The organism is Lysinibacillus sp. NPDC056185 (assembly GCF_047737915.1).
Classification (GTDB): Bacteria; Bacillota; Bacilli; order Bacillales_A; family Planococcaceae; genus Lysinibacillus.
In genome coordinates, this window is record NZ_JBLLLQ010000012.1 from 84,659 (window position 1) to 100,292 (window position 15,634).

Below are 15,634 nucleotides of genomic sequence, written 5' to 3' on the forward strand. Positions count from 1 at the left end.
TTCCACGGGTGTTTAGACACCCTCTGAATGAAGATAAACGGATATAATCGTTCCGCCATATGTTTCTTGTCTTTTTAATACAAAATCCCCAAATCTCTGTGGTAATTCTACTTCTTTTGCATGCTCACATAAAATAATGCCATCATGTTGAATTTTATCATTGTCGACAAGAATCTGCACTAAGTCATAATATTCTTTGAGATGATATGGTGGATCTAAAAATACTAATTTAAACGTAATATCACGTTTTAATAACGCTTTCACAGCACGCTTCGCATCGATACGAAAAAGCTCAGAGCAATCCTCGTAACGACATTTTTTTATGTTTTCCTGTAGTACTTGGAACGCCTTTGCATCCTTTTCAATGAAAACGGCGTGTTCAGCCCCTCTACTTAAAGATTCGATACCTAAGCCACCGCTCCCTGCAAATAAATCGAGCGCTATACCTCCATCAAAGAATGGACCAATAATATTAAATATGGATTCCTTTACTTTATCAGTTGTAGGTCTCGTCGTGTTCCCTGCAATTGCCTTTAAAGGCATCCCTTTACGTTCTCCTGCTACAACTCTCATAGGCAAATCACCGTACTTTCTTTTTCCATAAATCAATTTCGCCTTAGCGTAATTGTTGTTGCTGTCGCTTCGCTTTCGCACAGACAAAAAACCTGTTGTTGCTGTCGCTTCGCTTTCGCACAGACAAAAAAACTGTTGTTGCTGTCGCTTCGCTTTCGCACAGACAAAAAAACTGTTGTTGCTGTCGCTTCGTTTTCGCACAGACAAAACCCTGTTGTTTCTGCAACAACAACCTGCTGATTGAAGATAAAAGCATTTTTGCAGCGAAAGACGAACCTCCGCTGCAAAAAATTTATTCTTGTTCTTGTGTTAATAACTTAATATTGATACGACCATCACTTTTTTGTAATTCTACTAAAAATAATCGTTGTAGCCAAGCTTCTTCAACATAATAATTATTGGCAATTTTAATAAGCGGTTCTGAAATAGTCGAATATCTACGTTGATTAAATACATAAAATCCTGGTTCTTTAGGGAAACGGAAGGTACGATTATCACTATTGATATAATATCCATTTTCACCTTCACCAGCAGTATAACCTAAATAAGGTAACAATTTATCAGCATTATATAATACTTGCCCTTCATAAAGTATCACATGAACATCTTCTCTCAAAACATCATTCACGTAAATACTTCGGTCATCCTCAAATAATAGTGGATATGTGCCACTTTCTTGGGAAGCATTCAACTTAAAATAAGACGTTTTTGCATCTAATACCTCGGATAAAAGATCGTCCATTGAAGCAGGGGAAATCGGCTCTTCCCCAAGTTTATTCAAAGCTTCCTGCCATGCCGACTCTTGATTAGCCGTCATATATTCTTTTAACGTCTTCACGATTGTCTTTGCTTTATCTGAGCCAATCGTATCCTTCACTAAATAGGATGCCACCACTTCTGGCAACCATGCCGGTGAATCTTTAAACTTATATTGCGACTTTATTTGTGACAGTATAACTTCCTGTTCAACAGCTTGTTCAGTTAGCTCTGGTAAAAATAAAAGTCGGTCATCATGTTCTTTCACTGGATTCTTTTCTTGAATAATAGCAATATGTTCATCATTCAAAAACTTAAAATTCTCCAATGATTTCAAGAAATCCTTCGAAATAGCTCCCGGGGCATAAATAGACAACACAGGAGTTTGCTCTTGTACTTTTAAATTACCCGTCTGCCAATAAATATCACGAACTGTACCATAACCACTAAACATTGTATAGTTAACAAGTGATAGTTTTTGCTGACCTACTAAAGGCAAGCCTGTTATCCACTGACCAACAATTTTACTATCCGTTGAAATATGTACAACAGAATAAGATGATTCACCATTCGTTAATGTGGCGAAAACATTTTGGATGAGCATTTTATCTTTTAAGCCACCCTTAATCGGAATTATGTATGAAACAGATTGTGATTTAGTCTCCCCTTTTTCAAAATGTGAGACTTCTTTTGATAAGCGATCACAGCTTTTTTCGTTATCGATAAAGCAACTAGGATTTATCGCATTTTCTGGCCACTCTATCTTCACTTTTTGGTTGGGTAAATTTTTAAAATGTTGACGAATATCCAAGCTATTTTCTCGATAGACAATTTCTATCTCTTGTGAATAACGGAATTCGCCATTGCCTGTCTCTAAGTCAGACGAATAAGCATGGTACTGAAAAAATAACGTTCCGGTAATGATTAGTGCTAGAATGGAAAAAAAACTCATTGCAAATTTCATGTGCTTGACCTCCCGCAGCATGATACTATGTGTATTGGAAAGGATGTGCAATTTTTATGCCACAACAATTTATAGAATTAGGTGAGGGCTATGGTGATGTTTATGAGCTACTTGAAATAGTGAAAACCAACCAAGATCGCTTCCACCAAGCCTTTATACTAACATCCACTAAAGAAGAAAAAAAGGTTGCCTCTTTAGCAGTCGCTTTAAAACCAGTCGGTGAAAGTAAATTCATGCCGATTTATATTTGTCGAGAAGGCATCCCTTATAATGAAGAGCAGCCTTCACAGCGACAAAAAATGTTTGAAGAAAGTATTAAACGACTAGATAGAAAAGCGGTTGTTGTAGAAATAAAGCACTCTTCTATATTTTCGGAATCAAAACTATTTTATCAATACCTGATTGGAATAATGAGACTTCATCACTACATCCCGGCGTTGGTATAGTATTATAGACCTGCTTTATAGTCATATTCTTTCGCTTTATCTGGTTTTGCATTTTCATACTCAGTTTTAACAAATGGACGATAAGATTTTACAACGTCTTTCACGAATGGAAGGCGTTGTAGTTTTGTTGTCATTGATTCTATTTCCTCTCGCTCGCAATAAATCACCACATATTTTTGCCTCCGAGAAATATAAAGAACATGACCATATTTTCGAAGAGACTTCGCATGTTTTAATTGATGGACGTAAACGATTAGTCCTTGGCGTTCGTTCATAGTATTCCCCTCATTTCTTACATAAAAGAATACCATAGACCGGAAAATGATAGCAACAGAGTTTAGCTGACAGAACGCTCAATTTTCCGTTATAATGGTAAAGCATACAACGTTGACTTAGAGTTTTATATTCACTTATGCAAGTTATAGAGTACTAGTTTACGTAGAACTTTTGTTTGTTCACAATTATGCCTCGGCATAATCGTAGCTGACGCTTTGCTTTCGCTACAAAAACAATTGCTGAAAAAAGTTAAAAAGTGAAATTGCCAGTACTATTTATATTAATTTAATTGTTAAGGAGGACGAATATGGGTAAGAAAACAAAGATTGCGCTTGCAATCGCAGCGGCAAGTGCAGCGGCTTGGGCAGGTAGTAAAGCTATTTCTAAACCTCAACAACGAGAAGGTAAACAAGCATTACAATTTGATCACCCAATTATTCTCGCACATCGTGGCGGTGCTCATATAGCACCTGAGCATACAATGCCTGCTTTTGAAAAAGCCGCACAGTTAGGTGTTGCCGGCTTTGAAATAGATATTCGCTTAACCAAAGATGAGGAAATTATCGTTTTCCACGATGATACTGTCGATCGTACGACAGATGGCTATGGACTTGTTGCAGACATGACTTTAGCGGAAATAAATGCACTAAACCACGGCTATCAATTTGAAGATTTAGATAGGGAATTTCCTTATCGAGATGAAAAAATAGACGTTGTCACATTACGTGAACTATTAGAAACTTATCCAAACTTGTTAGTAAATATTGATATTAAAGATGCACCAGATACGTATGAAGGAAGTTTAATGCCATCTAAACTATGGCGTTTAATTGAAGAGCTTGGTGCTGAGAATCGAGTAGTTGTCACAAGCTTTTACGGTGAACAGATCGATCGCTTTAATTTATATGCACAAAATCAAGTAGCGCTCGGTGCAGGTGAATCAGATGTTCGTAAAGCATTTGCTTCTTTCTCAAGCCAGTTTGGACACTTATATCATCCAAAGGTAGACGTATTCCAGATACCGCCTAAATCAGGAGTAATCACACTAGAATCTCCAAAGTTTATCCAGTTTCTGAACAATTTAAACATCCCTGTTCATTATTGGACTATCAATGACGTAGCAACAATGAATAAACTAATTCAAAACGGTGCAAAAGGTATTATTACAGATCGACCTGATATTGCTGTAGAATTACTACAAAAATAAGAATAATAAAATGGAGCCTAATCTCCATTTTATTATGGTTAACACATTGATTGGTGAGGGCCTTCTTTTAACAGCCCTTACCTTTTATTAATTTCTCTACCTATATAATTATTGGGTACCGGGGATAAATCTAACTCTCTTACCTACACAGAAAGCTTATATACAAGAATTCACTCTGGAAATTCTAGACGTAATGCTTCCAAAAATATCTCGGCTATCCCATTAGGGTTTCCATTTTTCGTTGTTTCTTCTGAAAACCAAGAATACTCCAAATCGTGAATAATTATGGGTATTTCTCTGTTAAAAGTATGTATAATAACTTTATTGTCGTGTAATCTTTTTGCTACATTAGAAACTACCTGTAAAAACTCAAAATATCCGTTTGGTCCTTTTCCTATATAATTATAATCCTCATCATACATTAATGTTTCGTCCTCGTACCCAATATCTTTTATGCCATTTTCCTTAAACCATTGTAATAATATGTTTGTCGATTCTTCATCGCCAATAATTTCATTTTCATCTTGTCTCCAAAAGGCGTAATTCCATCTTTGCTCACTGAGCTGTGAACTATACTCACAATCTTCCTCGGTATTATAACTGATTACAAAAATAGGGATATTATCTGAAGCTTCATTTGTATATACAAAAAAAGATAATGCATATATTCCATCCTCATTCCAATTTTCAATAATCGGTTTTATCTTTTTGTACAAATATTCCGTTAAGTTTAACATAGTAATCCTCCTACAAAAGTAGTTAATATATAATCGTTAGTTTATTAAATAATTGTTCATTTGTCTTATCTTTTTATTATTCTACCACGAAGTTGAATAAAAAAAGAGCTGTCTGAACAGCTCAAAGTTCTGCTACTAAAGAACTCGTTAATTTAAGAAGAACAGCGAAGCTTATATTAAACAATCGCGACCTATTGTTGAAGATCACAAAATATAAAAAGTGCATACATACGTCGTAATGAAGTAAACTATATTATTAAAAGCACGAATGATTTTGTGCTTTATTTCTCTTCAACAAGGGTTGGATAATTACAGAATATAAGGTAGGAATTATTAAAAAAAGAAGGAGAGATACGATGTTCGATCAAGTTGCGTATTTTATTTTTCAAGCCCTGGTAATTCTAACGGTTTTGGTTGTTGTGGTTGGAATCCCTCTTGGGGATACATTGTTAAGGAAAAAATAGAGGCTGGGACAGAACTCGTTTATTTTGAAAAATAACAAAAAGAGATAATAATTTTTCGCTTCACCAAAGTGAATTCCCTATTTAAAATCAAAAAAATGTTAGACCGATTATATCTAGGTCTAACATTTCTTTTTGTCCCAGCCTCTTTTGATTTTACACCTCGCTTCGTTTCTATAATAGATTTAGGGATTGGTGTTAATAATTCCTACCCAAAATTAGAAAACCCCACTGTTCCAAAAGTTTTGCTTTATTGTAGATGATGTAATACGGCATCCGTTACATCACGTAATGTCGCTTTTCCTCCCAAATCACCTGTTTTAATACCTTCAGCTAATGTTGCTTCCATCGCATTTAGCACTTTGGCGCCAAGCTCATGATAACCTAAGAAATCAAGCATCATTTTGCCTGTCCAAATTTGTCCAAGTGGATTTGCTATCCCTTGTCCTGCAATGTCAGGAGCAGAGCCATGGACTGGTTCAAACATAGATGGATATTGTCGTTCTATATTTAAATTTGCAGCTGGAGCAATTCCGATACTCCCCATAATTGCACCACCTAAGTCGGTTAAAATATCTCCAAATAAATTGGATGCAACAATAACATCAAAGTTTTCTGGCTTCATTACTAAAAAGGCAGCTAAAGCATCAATATGATTAGATACTTGTCCTATATTCTCGTAATCTTTACCTACTTCTGCAAATACTTCATCCCAAAAAGGCATACTGTATGTAATTCCATTAGATTTTGTGGCACTTGTAACATGCTGGCGTCGAGTTTTTGCCATTTCAAATGCATATCGCATTGCACGTTCTGTTCCCTTCCTTGTGAAAATAGCATTTTGGATCGCAACCTCATCCTGTCCACTATGTATTCTGCCACCACTCTCAGCATACTCACCCTCTGAGTTTTCACGTACAACAACAAAATCAAAGCCATTTGGATTACGTAAAGGTGAAGGCAAACCTTGAAGTAGCTTTGCTGGACGCACATTAATAGATTGCTTCATCTCACGGCGGATTTTAATAAGTAGCCCCCATAATGAAATGTGGTCTGGTACTAGATCTGGCATGCCTACAGCACCTAAAAAGATTTGATCGTAACCTTTCAAAATTTCAATACCATTATCAGGCATCATTTTACCTGTCTCTAAATAATAATCACAACCCCAAGGGAATGTTGTCCATTCAAATTGAAAGCTGCCATCTAATTGAGCTGCTTTATCAAGAACTTCTATCGCCGCTGGTACAACCTCTTTACCAATCCCATCTCCTGGTATAACGGCAATTCGATAAGTCTTCATCTGTTAATCCTCCTTTAATTTCCATAACGCCTATACAATTACTATACAATTTTTCTGCAGTAATTACACTCTGATGTTTATGGCTGTCGCTACTGTAGCATAGTATAAAAAAGACTGTATAGAAACTCACCCGAGTTTACATACAGTCTAAAAAAAGTATTACCTTGTTTATGCAGAGCAAGAGCATGAACCGCCTGAGCCACATCCTCCACCACATGAAGAACCTGATGCAAAGAACGGATTACTTACAGGAACTTTTACCGCTTCTGAAACAGTTTTCCCTATAAGTAAGCTTATTTGATCAAGTAAATCTTGAAAATCGTTCTCAGCAATTCTTAAAGCTGAAACCTTTTCATTTAAATCGAGTGCGCGCTTTTGCTGACGAATCGATTTCATAATTGTATGATAGTCCGGATGATATTTTCCGAAACGTTGTACATCTTCATACTGCTCTTTCATGCGATTAAATGCATAAATAGCTTCGACTATTTGGACATCGCTATACACAGCATCATATGCTTGCTGCAGCATTTTCGCAGGCTCAGAGGAAAGAATCATCTCACAAAGCGCATCGGCCTCATCCAAAATGATTGCCCAGTCAGAGGTCATCATCATTTTTAATTCCCCCAATCTCTTTCCCATCATAACAGATTTTATGGTAATTTTACATTATTGATATTTTTAAAAGAAGGAGTTTTTAAATTGGTACCATCGTCTAAAAAAGAAATAGAACAATTACTTGCAGAGATTTTACAACATAGTACAGCTGAAGATGAGGAAGTTTTACTACATTTATTGTCTGGCCTTCACGATAAACAACAAGGTATTCATCGACGTTATATTAATGCTGCTTTACACATGGTTGGCAAATTTGAGCCTGAAGTTAGCGAAGTTCGCATTCCCATTACACCTGTTATCCATAATACCATTAAGGTACCACACGGCGGGATTATTGCAACAATTGCAGATGCAGCAATGGGAGGACTTGCTTCACGTTCAGTACCAGAAGGCTTTAATGTTGTCACAACCAATATGAATATCTCTTATATTGCTACAACCACTAATAAAGAACTAATCGCTCGTGGACGTTTCGTACATAAAGGGCGTCAGACACTTGTGATGGAATGTGATATCGAGGATGAGACAGGACGAAAACTTGCTATTGCGACTGGTTCTTTCTTTGTCATTCAACGCCGTCCTTAGACATAAGATTTAAAAAGTAATCTCGAATACATTGTTGATCGGAAAAAGGGAATTTTTGATTTTTTATTTGTTGGGTCTGTTCATGCCCTTTTCCGGCAACAAGTACAATATCACCTTTTTCTGCCTTTGCTATTGCTTGATGAATAGCAACTTTCCGATCTAGATAGATTTCATAATATTGCTGCTCAGTAAAACCAGCAATAATACTTTCATTAATTAAAATTGGGTCTTCATCGCGTGGATTATCAGTTGTTAAAAAAATGACATCCGCATACTTACTAGCTACTGCTCCCATCGCAAAACGTTTCGCCTTATCTCGATTTCCCCCACAGCTAAATACAAGGTAAAGGGTTTTCGAGCGATCAAAAGTTTGCAGAACAGCCTGTAATGCCTCTGCAGTATGTGCATAATCTACATACACATCAATCCCAAATGGATTGTCTATTTTCTCAAGTCTTCCTTCTGGTAGCCTTAACAACCACATATGCTCTGCTATCTCTTCAATTGAGAAACCTAGACGCCATAAAGTCATCAACGCAGCTACAGCATTTTGCACATGATATTTACCAACAAAAGGGATTTCTACAATATGCTCAGTCGATGATGTTTGTAAACAAAGTACCGTTTTTCCAAATGATTCACTGACAATTTGGATATGTAAATCATTATGATTATCAAAGCCAAATGAGCAGGATTTTTTCTTATCATAAATACCGACGGAACGGCAAAAATTATCATCTCCATTTAGCACTAGCTTTTTCGATAAATCTGCCAACCTTTTTTTCGCACGCTTATATGCCTCAAGTCCTCCGTGATCTTCTAAATGGTCCTCCGATAAATTTAAAAAAACACCACAATCGATATCACAATGATCAAGTCTATTTTGCTGTAATCCCATTGATGAAGCTTCTAAAACAACATGTGTAACACCATTTCGTACACATTGCTTTAAAATCGGATGCAACTCTTTTGCCTGTAATGTAGTTAATTGCTCATACACAGTTTGTTGTTTCTGTTCATTGATGAAAAATCCTACAGTTCCAATAACTGCAACGTTTTTATGTAGGGCTCTTAATAATTGGCTCACAAAATGACTCACTGTTGTTTTACCATTTGTACCTGTAATCGCAATGACTGTTAATGCTTCTGCGGGAAAGGCTGAAAGCTTTGCACTCGCATACGATAAAAATAAGGATGTATTTGGAACCCAAACAAAAGGAATATTTTGATCGGTAATAGGCATTGAAATACTTTCCTCTGATACTATCGCGGCAGCACCCCGAGCTAATGCTTCTTTTACAAAACGACTTCCCGATGTTTTCTTACCTTTACGTACAATAAAAATGTCCCCAGGTTTTACTGCCTGAGCATAATCCTCGACTCCTGTAATAGTTGTGCGAATAGATCCCCCAGTTACGCTACATGGCCAATCTTTTAATAGCTCCGCTAATTGCAAGCTTCATTCCCCCTTTCGGTTCTCTATCATATGACGGCGTATGTAACGATGTGACGAAAAATGTAGGCGATTATTGTGCTTAATCTCACCTATAGAGCTGGGAGTCTTATGTACCTTTTCTACGCTTTTCGGTACAAAAGACATTTGTAGCTGACGCTTTGCTTTCGCTATACAATACAATTGCTGAAAGAAGTTAAAAATGAAAAAGACTGAAGATAAACTTGATTTCGCCAAGTTTATCTTCAGTCTCAAATTTCTATTTATGGTGATGATTCATCAATATTTTCTACTGGTTCCTCAGAGTCTTTATTCTCACTATCCAGCCCCTGAGAAGAAGATTCTAAAAACATTTGCGTATAATAGTTTAAAAATACTCCAGATCCCACTGTCGTATATTTATCATTTAAAATGACATTTCGATGCTCAGGTGAATTAAGCCAGCCATGCATTGCTTCAATCGCATCAAAATAATCAGTCGCAAGATTTTCATTCGCCTCACTATATTCGATTCCCTGTGTTTCTAATCTCTTTTTTAAATCTCCATTTGTTGGTGATTCATGAGCAAGGAAATTGTGAACCTTCATATCCTCACTATGCATTTTTGCAACTTCTTCTAATGAATCATCAATATTTAATGGTGTTAAATCATGTTGAACTCTTGTTACATTTATTAAATCGTCAAGCTGTGCAGCACTTGCTACATTAATTTCCTGCTGTAAAAAGGAAGATGGTGGTGTTGGTATAACTAGCTCACCTTGATAAGTCATTTCATACGGTTGATGAAGAACAAGGGTTTTACTATTAGTAAAGCGTATTCCTTGTAGCTTACCCGTTTCTCTATCTATATAAAGTTGTGCAAAAAGCCCATCGAATTTTACAAGCAGTCGTGTCTGCATATCTTCTTCACTCATCGAGAAAACGAAAATATTTTTACCGACATTCGCAGTTACTTCATAATCAATAATTGTCATTCGGTATATATCATCGCGCTTCTGACCAACCTTAAAAGGAGAAGCATCCAAACCTTCACCAGCAATGTAAACTTGTGTCACAATATTATTGTCAACGCCTACCATAAAAAATGTAGAGGAACTGGAGTTATAGACCCACCAATCATATCCAAAGGAGGATGGTTCCTTTCGTGCTGGTTCACCATATTTCTCCAAAACTACCTTCGCTTCTTGACCGATTAATGTCGACATCCCGCTTTTCGGACGTGTCGTTGCTCCCATTTCAGGCTGTTTTAATTCGGTTTTGGGAATAATATTTGAATTGGCATTTGGGCCTTTTAATGGCTCATTTTCACGTGGTGGTGTATTAAAAAACATAAAGCCAATCAATGCAATTGCAGCACATGCCATAAAAATGCGAAATAAAGCTTTCATACATGACTCCTTCTTATCACATTATTCTATTTACTATATCAATTGTAATTGGGTTGACACAATGTTGTCATTGCAACAATGTCGAATATGCTCTATTATAAAAATGAGCGTATACTTTGTACGAGAACCTAAAGGAGGATTATAGATGTATTTCGAAAATACTAACCTTGAAAATTTAACAGCTGATCAAGAACTTATTGTAAGCGTCATGAAAAAAAACGGTTTAGAATGTGATGGCGGCTGGGATTACGAACGTATGACATTTGATAAGCGTTTCGATACTCGCGAAGGTCGTTATTATCTACGTGTATTCTCATATGCTAAATCTGGTGATGTTGGTGCACACGATGCAATTCTAACATTAATGAAACCAGCACTTGGTAAGTACTACTATCCACACGGTGTTGAGTATGGTGATGATGAAGTTTATCCAGCTCATCTTGTAAAAAAATGTGAAGAAATCTTAAAAAAGGTTAAATTAGACCTAGAAGCTTTTGAAATTCATGCATAATTTTAGATAGTTATTTTCACTTTGCATACATGTCGATTAAACATCGAAATTATTTTATTTTTTTATTAGGGTTAACAGTAAATCGGCAACAGTAGCATGCAGTGCAATAGCTAAATCTGAAAAGACTGGTGGTCCAGTCTTTTTTATTTTGAGTAAAAATTTTATTTCTCCTCATACTAACTATATCTTTTACATGATGTAGGTGAGATAAATGTTACAATTTTTAAAACACCCCTTTTTTCGCCATCCGATCATCGTTATAGCTATCGGAATTGCAATTCTCTGGTTTATATCCCTGTCATTACCCATACTGCTTGCCTACGTAACTGCATTATTATTGGAACCTGTCATCATACGAATTAGTAAACGGTTCCGAAAAAAACGCAAAATAGTCGCATCTATTTTTTTCTTGTTCTTTTCAAGCATGACATTACTATTATGTATTCTCATTATATTTATAAGTTGGAAACAATTTTCAACATTTATCATTCATATTCCAGAGTACCTCAATCAGCTATCAGCAATATGGATTCAAACACAATCCAAGCTTTCCAACTATACTTATCACTTGCCCTTAGATCTTGTTATACAGATTCAACTTATGATAGCACGGGCTCTATCTTCAATCGAGAAATATGCTCTTTCTTTAACAAATGTAAATGTTTGGTCATCTTCAATTACGTATATAACTTCTCGTTTGTTCGATATTTTTGTTTATTGGATTGTACTATATATGTTTCTTTTAGAACTACCGAATATTAACCGTAAAATGTTAGCACCTATTTCGTTTCACTATCATCAAAAAATACTATTTATTGGACAGCGTGTAAAACTGGCTTTATTTGGTTTTGTAAAAGCACAATTTTTAGTTGGTATTTGCATTTTTGCTATAGCTTTTGGAACCTTTTATTTTCTTAAAACACCATTCCCATTTATTTTAGCACTCTTACTAGTCATTTTAGATTTCGTACCTTTTTTAGATTCATTTATTTTACTTATTCCTTGGGCAATATACAAAGCCTTTACAGGCGAATATATCTATGCTTTTATATTAGTCATACTTACGATCGCACAATTTTTAGTTCGACGAATGATTGAGCCTAGAGTTATTGGAAATAAAGTTGGACTCTCCTCACTAACAACCTTTATTGCCATGTTTATCGGTTTTAAAATGTTTGGATTTTTCGGTATTTTAATTGGTCCTTTACTCGTTGTTGTCATCGTTTCCCTATTTAATCAAACATCCATAAAAAATCTCCCACCTTCTCAAAAATAAGGAGGGAGATTTTTTTTTTTCAATTATGCCTCAGCATAATTGCGTCCTGAATTGGCTTTGTGTTTAGGCCGGTAGATGTTCTTTGTGCGAAAGCGTAGTACTAAATGTTTAAACACCTGCCGAAAGAGGTTAAATGCCTAATATAGCTTTAAAGACAGATGTTGTTTCACCTGGTTCAAACATTACGTATAGTAAAATGTATACTAAAACTCCGGTAATAGCTACGAAGAACCAAATAATACTTGTAATCGGTCCAATACGACGGTGAAGCTTGAGATTAGTTTTCAAACCAGAAATAATACTAACAATTCCAAATACTGCTCCAGTTGTTGCGAGAGTAATGTGGAAAATTAAGAAGAAAGTATAATATGGCTTTAAATCTTCTCCGCCACCAAAAGCCGTGTTACCAATAAAGACTGTACGGGTAGCATATATAATAAAGAAGATAAGTGCTGCAACTCCTGCTGCAAGCATTACTTTTTTATGTGCCTCTACTTTTCCTTTTATAATTAAGCCCCAACCAATAGCTACAAGTACAGCACTAATAACGATGAATGACGTACTTATAGTAGGCAAAATTTGCAATTCCATTGACAAAACCCCTTATACAAATTTAAGTTTCTTTTTACAACTGATGTTGTTGTTGTTGACTTTCCCATTTCTTTTGATGTTCTTTTAATGCATCAGCAGTAATTTTATCAGGATCCTTTTGTTCTGAACGATACCATTTAATAAAGATTGATCCGAGTAATACCCCAAAAATAAGCTCTTGTAAAATCTTCATTAAAACACCGCCTAGTTGCTGATCGGCAACAGCTGACATATTTGTAAAGAGCTCTGGTCCTGAAAGAGATAAACTAGATAATGTGGAAACTGGTACGCAAAGTTCCATTGCCTTTAGCCATGCATCACCATTTGTATATGTTTCATACATAGCGTTTGGTGCAAAAATTATTAACGCACACGCAGGTGTAATTAATACCGCATTCGCAATGATATAGCCTAATTTATACAAAGGTTTCATTTGCGGACGATTAGGCATCTTTTGAATCAAAGGCCAGTACATTAAAACTGCAGAAACAAATAATACAAACGTATATGTACCATGTAAAGTTTCGGTTAATTTAATGTAGTCTAATACTGCAGGTAAGTGGTAAAAAGAAAATAAACCAATAAACACAAATACCGCAACGACAGGGAGTGTAAATACTTTAAATAAAGATTTAACAACCGGTGCTTCAATCGCTACTTTCCATACCCACCAAGGAATTCCCTTAATTATGAAAATCGGTACAAGTAACAATAAAATAGCCATTTGCACCATATGCATCGTAAACATAATATGCGCCATTAAATCTATCGGTGATCCTTTAATAATATAAATCGTTACCATTGCCAGTACAAAATAAATAGCCTCTTCCTTTTTCAAAGGCTCACTTACTTTAAAATCCTTGCGCCACTTTGTTGTGACTAGAAAATAGATGACTGTTATGAAAACAAGAACCCCTATTAAGTATGGGCTCCATAAAGCTTGGAAACCAAATATACTAAGTGGCATACAGAACGCACTCCTTTAACTTCAGTACCCCTATTATAGAACGCTTACACTTATTCTGCAATGAACGAAAGGTGAACAAATTACTATCTACAGTTTACCTCTCTTACAGGATTATCATATTTATAGAAAAAATATTCAGAGTATAAAAACCCAACATGAATTATATTATTTTTTGCTAGCTCATCATCATAACGTGGGGTGATTTCCGTTCCGGCTGGGTGCTTTCCTGGGGGCGTCCGATGAGCCGCTTCACTCGCGCTGCTCGCTCCAGGGTCTCGGGCCAACACGATGTTGGTCACGAAGGCGTTATCACAGGACGTGATGGTTTTAGCCTTCGCTCCTCTATTGCTAATCCCCAAGGAGTCACCCAGCCTCCACTCCAATCAACTGATTCACATGACATACGTTTTAACAAAATGTCATCCTCAACTTTCAATGATGTACCCAAATTTATTGGAAATTCCAGCTCCTCAGCATAGCGTAGGGTTGATTTCCGTTCCGACTGGGCGCTTTCCTGGGGGCGTCCGACGAGCCGCTTCACTGCACTCCAGGGTCTCGGGCCAACACGATGTTGGTCACGAAGGCGTTATCACAGGACGTGATGGTTTTAGCCTTCGCTCCTCTATTGCTGATCCCCGAGGAGTCGCCCAGTCTCCACTCCAATCAACTGATTCACATAGCATGTATTCTCTTAATTTAAATGAAAATGTATCTTTAGCAAAAGGGTTTGTCTGTGTAAAACCAACAGAAATGTACAATTACGTCACTGTTACAAGTCTATTCTATTCATTATGGTGTGTTATCCATAGCGTCCACTATTGAAATGAATAAAATTTATAAAAATTCTACGCTATTGCTGATTGGAGTGGAAGGCTACTCGACTCCCGTGGGAAAGCGAGACAGGTGAGACCCTGCACGGAGCGGATGTTTTCTGTGCGAAAGCGTAGTGCTAACGTAGCGGCAGCAAATGTTTTATCTGTGCGAAAGCGTAGCGACAGCAACAACAACAGCGAAGGAAGCGGCTCGACGCTCGCCCACAGGAACGCGAGTAACCTGGAACGAAAATCATTCTCACATGAATTATATTAATTCATACCGGCTCATCACTATAACGTGAATAGAACCCAAAAAGAAAAGCACGTTCCTACCGAAGTAGAGAACGTGCTTTTTTGGTGATTACCACCAAATAATTGTTAAAAATGCTAAGAAGAATGTAAATGCGATTAAAATACCCATCCACATGAAGAAGCCAATTACACCACCGAAGTGTGTTTTTTTGTCTTCTAAGTGCATGAAAGCGTAAAGTTGAAGAACAACTTGAACACCAGCAAGCAATAAAATAAGCGGTAATATTAAGTATTTAGAAAAATCAGCTGCAACTACTGCGAATGCGATAAACGTAAAGAAAATCATAATCGCAAAGTTGATAACTTGTTTACGCATATGAACGGCATTATGATGACGATCATACTCGTATTGTGCCTGAGACTTAGCAACTATAGGTGTATCGTGTGAAGACATA

Annotated in this window: 16 protein-coding genes; 5 read left to right on the forward strand and 11 right to left on the reverse strand. The window is 36.5% G+C overall.

Annotation, left to right across the window (positions count from 1 at the left end; all coding sequences use genetic code 11):
* Window positions 1–12: 12 nt before the first annotated feature.
* Both rsmD and ACMZ42_RS13570 read right to left on the reverse strand, forming a co-directional pair.
* On the reverse strand, window positions 13–573 hold the full coding sequence (gene rsmD, locus ACMZ42_RS13565; RefSeq protein ID WP_370083076.1) for a 16S rRNA (guanine(966)-N(2))-methyltransferase RsmD: 561 nt from the start codon (window positions 571–573) through the stop codon (window positions 13–15).
* A 292-nt stretch (window positions 574–865) separates the two neighbouring features.
* Window positions 866–2,293 carry an RNA polymerase II gene (locus ACMZ42_RS13570; RefSeq protein ID WP_415731785.1) on the reverse strand — a complete coding sequence of 476 codons (1,428 nt, stop codon included), beginning with the start codon at window positions 2,291–2,293 and terminating at the stop codon, window positions 866–868.
* 56 nt (window positions 2,294–2,349) lie between these two features.
* On the opposite strand from ACMZ42_RS13570, the gene ACMZ42_RS13575 reads away from it, so the two are divergent.
* Window positions 2,350–2,739 carry a methylthioribose kinase gene (locus tag ACMZ42_RS13575; protein WP_415731786.1) on the forward strand — a complete coding sequence of 130 codons (390 nt, stop codon included), beginning with the start codon at window positions 2,350–2,352 and terminating at the stop codon, window positions 2,737–2,739.
* Window positions 2,740–2,741: 2 nt separating this feature from the next.
* Here ACMZ42_RS13575 and ACMZ42_RS13580 read toward each other — a convergent pair whose 3' ends face one another.
* A complete protein-coding gene (locus tag ACMZ42_RS13580; protein WP_132357596.1) occupies window positions 2,742–3,014 on the reverse strand; it encodes a YlbG family protein in 273 nt (90 codons plus the stop codon).
* Window positions 3,015–3,322: 308 nt separating this feature from the next.
* On the opposite strand from ACMZ42_RS13580, the gene ACMZ42_RS13585 reads away from it, so the two are divergent.
* Complete coding sequence (locus ACMZ42_RS13585; protein WP_415731787.1) at window positions 3,323–4,222, forward strand: glycerophosphodiester phosphodiesterase; 900 nt, start codon at window positions 3,323–3,325, stop codon at window positions 4,220–4,222.
* 170 nt (window positions 4,223–4,392) lie between these two features.
* Here the strand turns inward: ACMZ42_RS13585 and ACMZ42_RS13590 are convergent, their stop codons facing one another.
* The 3 genes from ACMZ42_RS13590 to ACMZ42_RS13600 all read right to left on the reverse strand — a co-directional run bounded on the left by ACMZ42_RS13590 (window position 4,393) and on the right by ACMZ42_RS13600 (window position 7,338).
* On the reverse strand, window positions 4,393–4,959 hold the full coding sequence (locus tag ACMZ42_RS13590) for a hypothetical protein (protein ID WP_415731788.1): 567 nt from the start codon (window positions 4,957–4,959) through the stop codon (window positions 4,393–4,395).
* A 711-nt stretch (window positions 4,960–5,670) separates the two neighbouring features.
* Window positions 5,671–6,723 carry a tartrate dehydrogenase gene (locus ACMZ42_RS13595; protein WP_370083086.1) on the reverse strand — a complete coding sequence of 351 codons (1,053 nt, stop codon included), beginning with the start codon at window positions 6,721–6,723 and terminating at the stop codon, window positions 5,671–5,673.
* A 168-nt stretch (window positions 6,724–6,891) separates the two neighbouring features.
* On the reverse strand, window positions 6,892–7,338 hold the full coding sequence (locus tag ACMZ42_RS13600) for a YlbF family regulator (RefSeq protein WP_370083088.1): 447 nt from the start codon (window positions 7,336–7,338) through the stop codon (window positions 6,892–6,894).
* A gap of 87 nt (window positions 7,339–7,425) precedes the next feature.
* Between ACMZ42_RS13600 and ACMZ42_RS13605 the strand changes: the two genes are divergently transcribed.
* Window positions 7,426–7,926, forward strand: a complete 501-nt coding sequence (locus ACMZ42_RS13605; protein ID WP_370083090.1) for a PaaI family thioesterase — start codon at window positions 7,426–7,428, stop codon at window positions 7,924–7,926.
* On the opposite strand, the gene ACMZ42_RS13610 is transcribed toward ACMZ42_RS13605, so the two are convergent.
* Together ACMZ42_RS13610 and ACMZ42_RS13615 are read right to left on the reverse strand one after the other, a co-directional pair.
* Window positions 7,907–9,382 (reverse strand): UDP-N-acetylmuramoyl-L-alanyl-D-glutamate--2,6-diaminopimelate ligase, encoded by a 1,476-nt coding sequence (locus ACMZ42_RS13610; RefSeq protein ID WP_370083092.1) that lies wholly within the window; start codon window positions 9,380–9,382, stop codon window positions 7,907–7,909. The genes ACMZ42_RS13605 and ACMZ42_RS13610 overlap by 20 nt on opposite strands.
* A 260-nt stretch (window positions 9,383–9,642) precedes the next feature.
* Window positions 9,643–10,767 (reverse strand): CAP domain-containing protein, encoded by a 1,125-nt coding sequence (locus ACMZ42_RS13615; protein ID WP_415731789.1) that lies wholly within the window; start codon window positions 10,765–10,767, stop codon window positions 9,643–9,645.
* Between the two features lie 145 nt (window positions 10,768–10,912).
* Between ACMZ42_RS13615 and ACMZ42_RS13620 the strand changes: the two genes are divergently transcribed.
* On the forward strand, window positions 10,913–11,278 hold the full coding sequence (locus ACMZ42_RS13620; RefSeq protein ID WP_370083096.1) for a YugN family protein: 366 nt from the start codon (window positions 10,913–10,915) through the stop codon (window positions 11,276–11,278).
* Between the two features lie 211 nt (window positions 11,279–11,489).
* Window positions 11,490–12,554 carry a sporulation integral membrane protein YtvI gene (gene ytvI, locus ACMZ42_RS13625; protein WP_370083098.1) on the forward strand — a complete coding sequence of 355 codons (1,065 nt, stop codon included), beginning with the start codon at window positions 11,490–11,492 and terminating at the stop codon, window positions 12,552–12,554.
* A gap of 129 nt (window positions 12,555–12,683) precedes the next feature.
* Here the strand turns inward: ytvI and ACMZ42_RS13630 are convergent, their stop codons facing one another.
* The 3 genes from ACMZ42_RS13630 to ACMZ42_RS13640 form a co-directional block, all read right to left on the reverse strand.
* A complete protein-coding gene (locus tag ACMZ42_RS13630) occupies window positions 12,684–13,145 on the reverse strand; it encodes a DUF420 domain-containing protein (protein ID WP_370083100.1) in 462 nt (153 codons plus the stop codon).
* Between the two features lie 34 nt (window positions 13,146–13,179).
* Window positions 13,180–14,112, reverse strand: a complete 933-nt coding sequence (gene ctaG, locus ACMZ42_RS13635) for a cytochrome c oxidase assembly factor CtaG (protein WP_402868251.1) — start codon at window positions 14,110–14,112, stop codon at window positions 13,180–13,182.
* 1,176 nt (window positions 14,113–15,288) lie between these two features.
* Window positions 15,289–15,633: a cytochrome C oxidase subunit IV family protein gene (locus tag ACMZ42_RS13640; RefSeq protein WP_053594672.1), complete on the reverse strand. Its 345-nt coding sequence runs from the start codon at window positions 15,631–15,633 to the stop codon at window positions 15,289–15,291.
* Window position 15,634: the final 1 nt, after the last annotated feature.

What these genes read in the sequence shown, in the direction of transcription:
- ACMZ42_RS13615 (WP_415731789.1), bottom strand. Translation starts at nt 10,767, where the DNA reads ATGAAAGCTTTATTTCGCATTTTTATGGCATGTGCTGCAATTGCATTG.
- ACMZ42_RS13585 (WP_415731787.1), top strand. Translation starts at nt 3,323, where the DNA reads ATGGGTAAGAAAACAAAGATTGCGCTTGCAATCGCAGCGGCAAGTGCA.
- ACMZ42_RS13575 (WP_415731786.1), top strand. Translation starts at nt 2,350, where the DNA reads ATGCCACAACAATTTATAGAATTAGGTGAGGGCTATGGTGATGTTTAT.
- ctaG (WP_402868251.1), bottom strand. Translation starts at nt 14,112, where the DNA reads ATGCCACTTAGTATATTTGGTTTCCAAGCTTTATGGAGCCCATACTTA.
- ACMZ42_RS13600 (WP_370083088.1), bottom strand. Translation starts at nt 7,338, where the DNA reads ATGATGATGACCTCTGACTGGGCAATCATTTTGGATGAGGCCGATGCG.
- ACMZ42_RS13580 (WP_132357596.1), bottom strand. Translation starts at nt 3,014, where the DNA reads ATGAACGAACGCCAAGGACTAATCGTTTACGTCCATCAATTAAAACAT.
- ACMZ42_RS13620 (WP_370083096.1), top strand. Translation starts at nt 10,913, where the DNA reads ATGTATTTCGAAAATACTAACCTTGAAAATTTAACAGCTGATCAAGAA.
- ACMZ42_RS13640 (WP_053594672.1), bottom strand. Translation starts at nt 15,633, where the DNA reads ATGTCTTCACACGATACACCTATAGTTGCTAAGTCTCAGGCACAATAC.
- ACMZ42_RS13570 (WP_415731785.1), bottom strand. Translation starts at nt 2,293, where the DNA reads ATGAAATTTGCAATGAGTTTTTTTTCCATTCTAGCACTAATCATTACC.
- ACMZ42_RS13590 (WP_415731788.1), bottom strand. Translation starts at nt 4,959, where the DNA reads ATGTTAAACTTAACGGAATATTTGTACAAAAAGATAAAACCGATTATT.
- ytvI (WP_370083098.1), top strand. Translation starts at nt 11,490, where the DNA reads ATGTTACAATTTTTAAAACACCCCTTTTTTCGCCATCCGATCATCGTT.
- ACMZ42_RS13595 (WP_370083086.1), bottom strand. Translation starts at nt 6,723, where the DNA reads ATGAAGACTTATCGAATTGCCGTTATACCAGGAGATGGGATTGGTAAA.
- rsmD (WP_370083076.1), bottom strand. Translation starts at nt 573, where the DNA reads ATGAGAGTTGTAGCAGGAGAACGTAAAGGGATGCCTTTAAAGGCAATT.
- ACMZ42_RS13630 (WP_370083100.1), bottom strand. Translation starts at nt 13,145, where the DNA reads ATGGAATTGCAAATTTTGCCTACTATAAGTACGTCATTCATCGTTATT.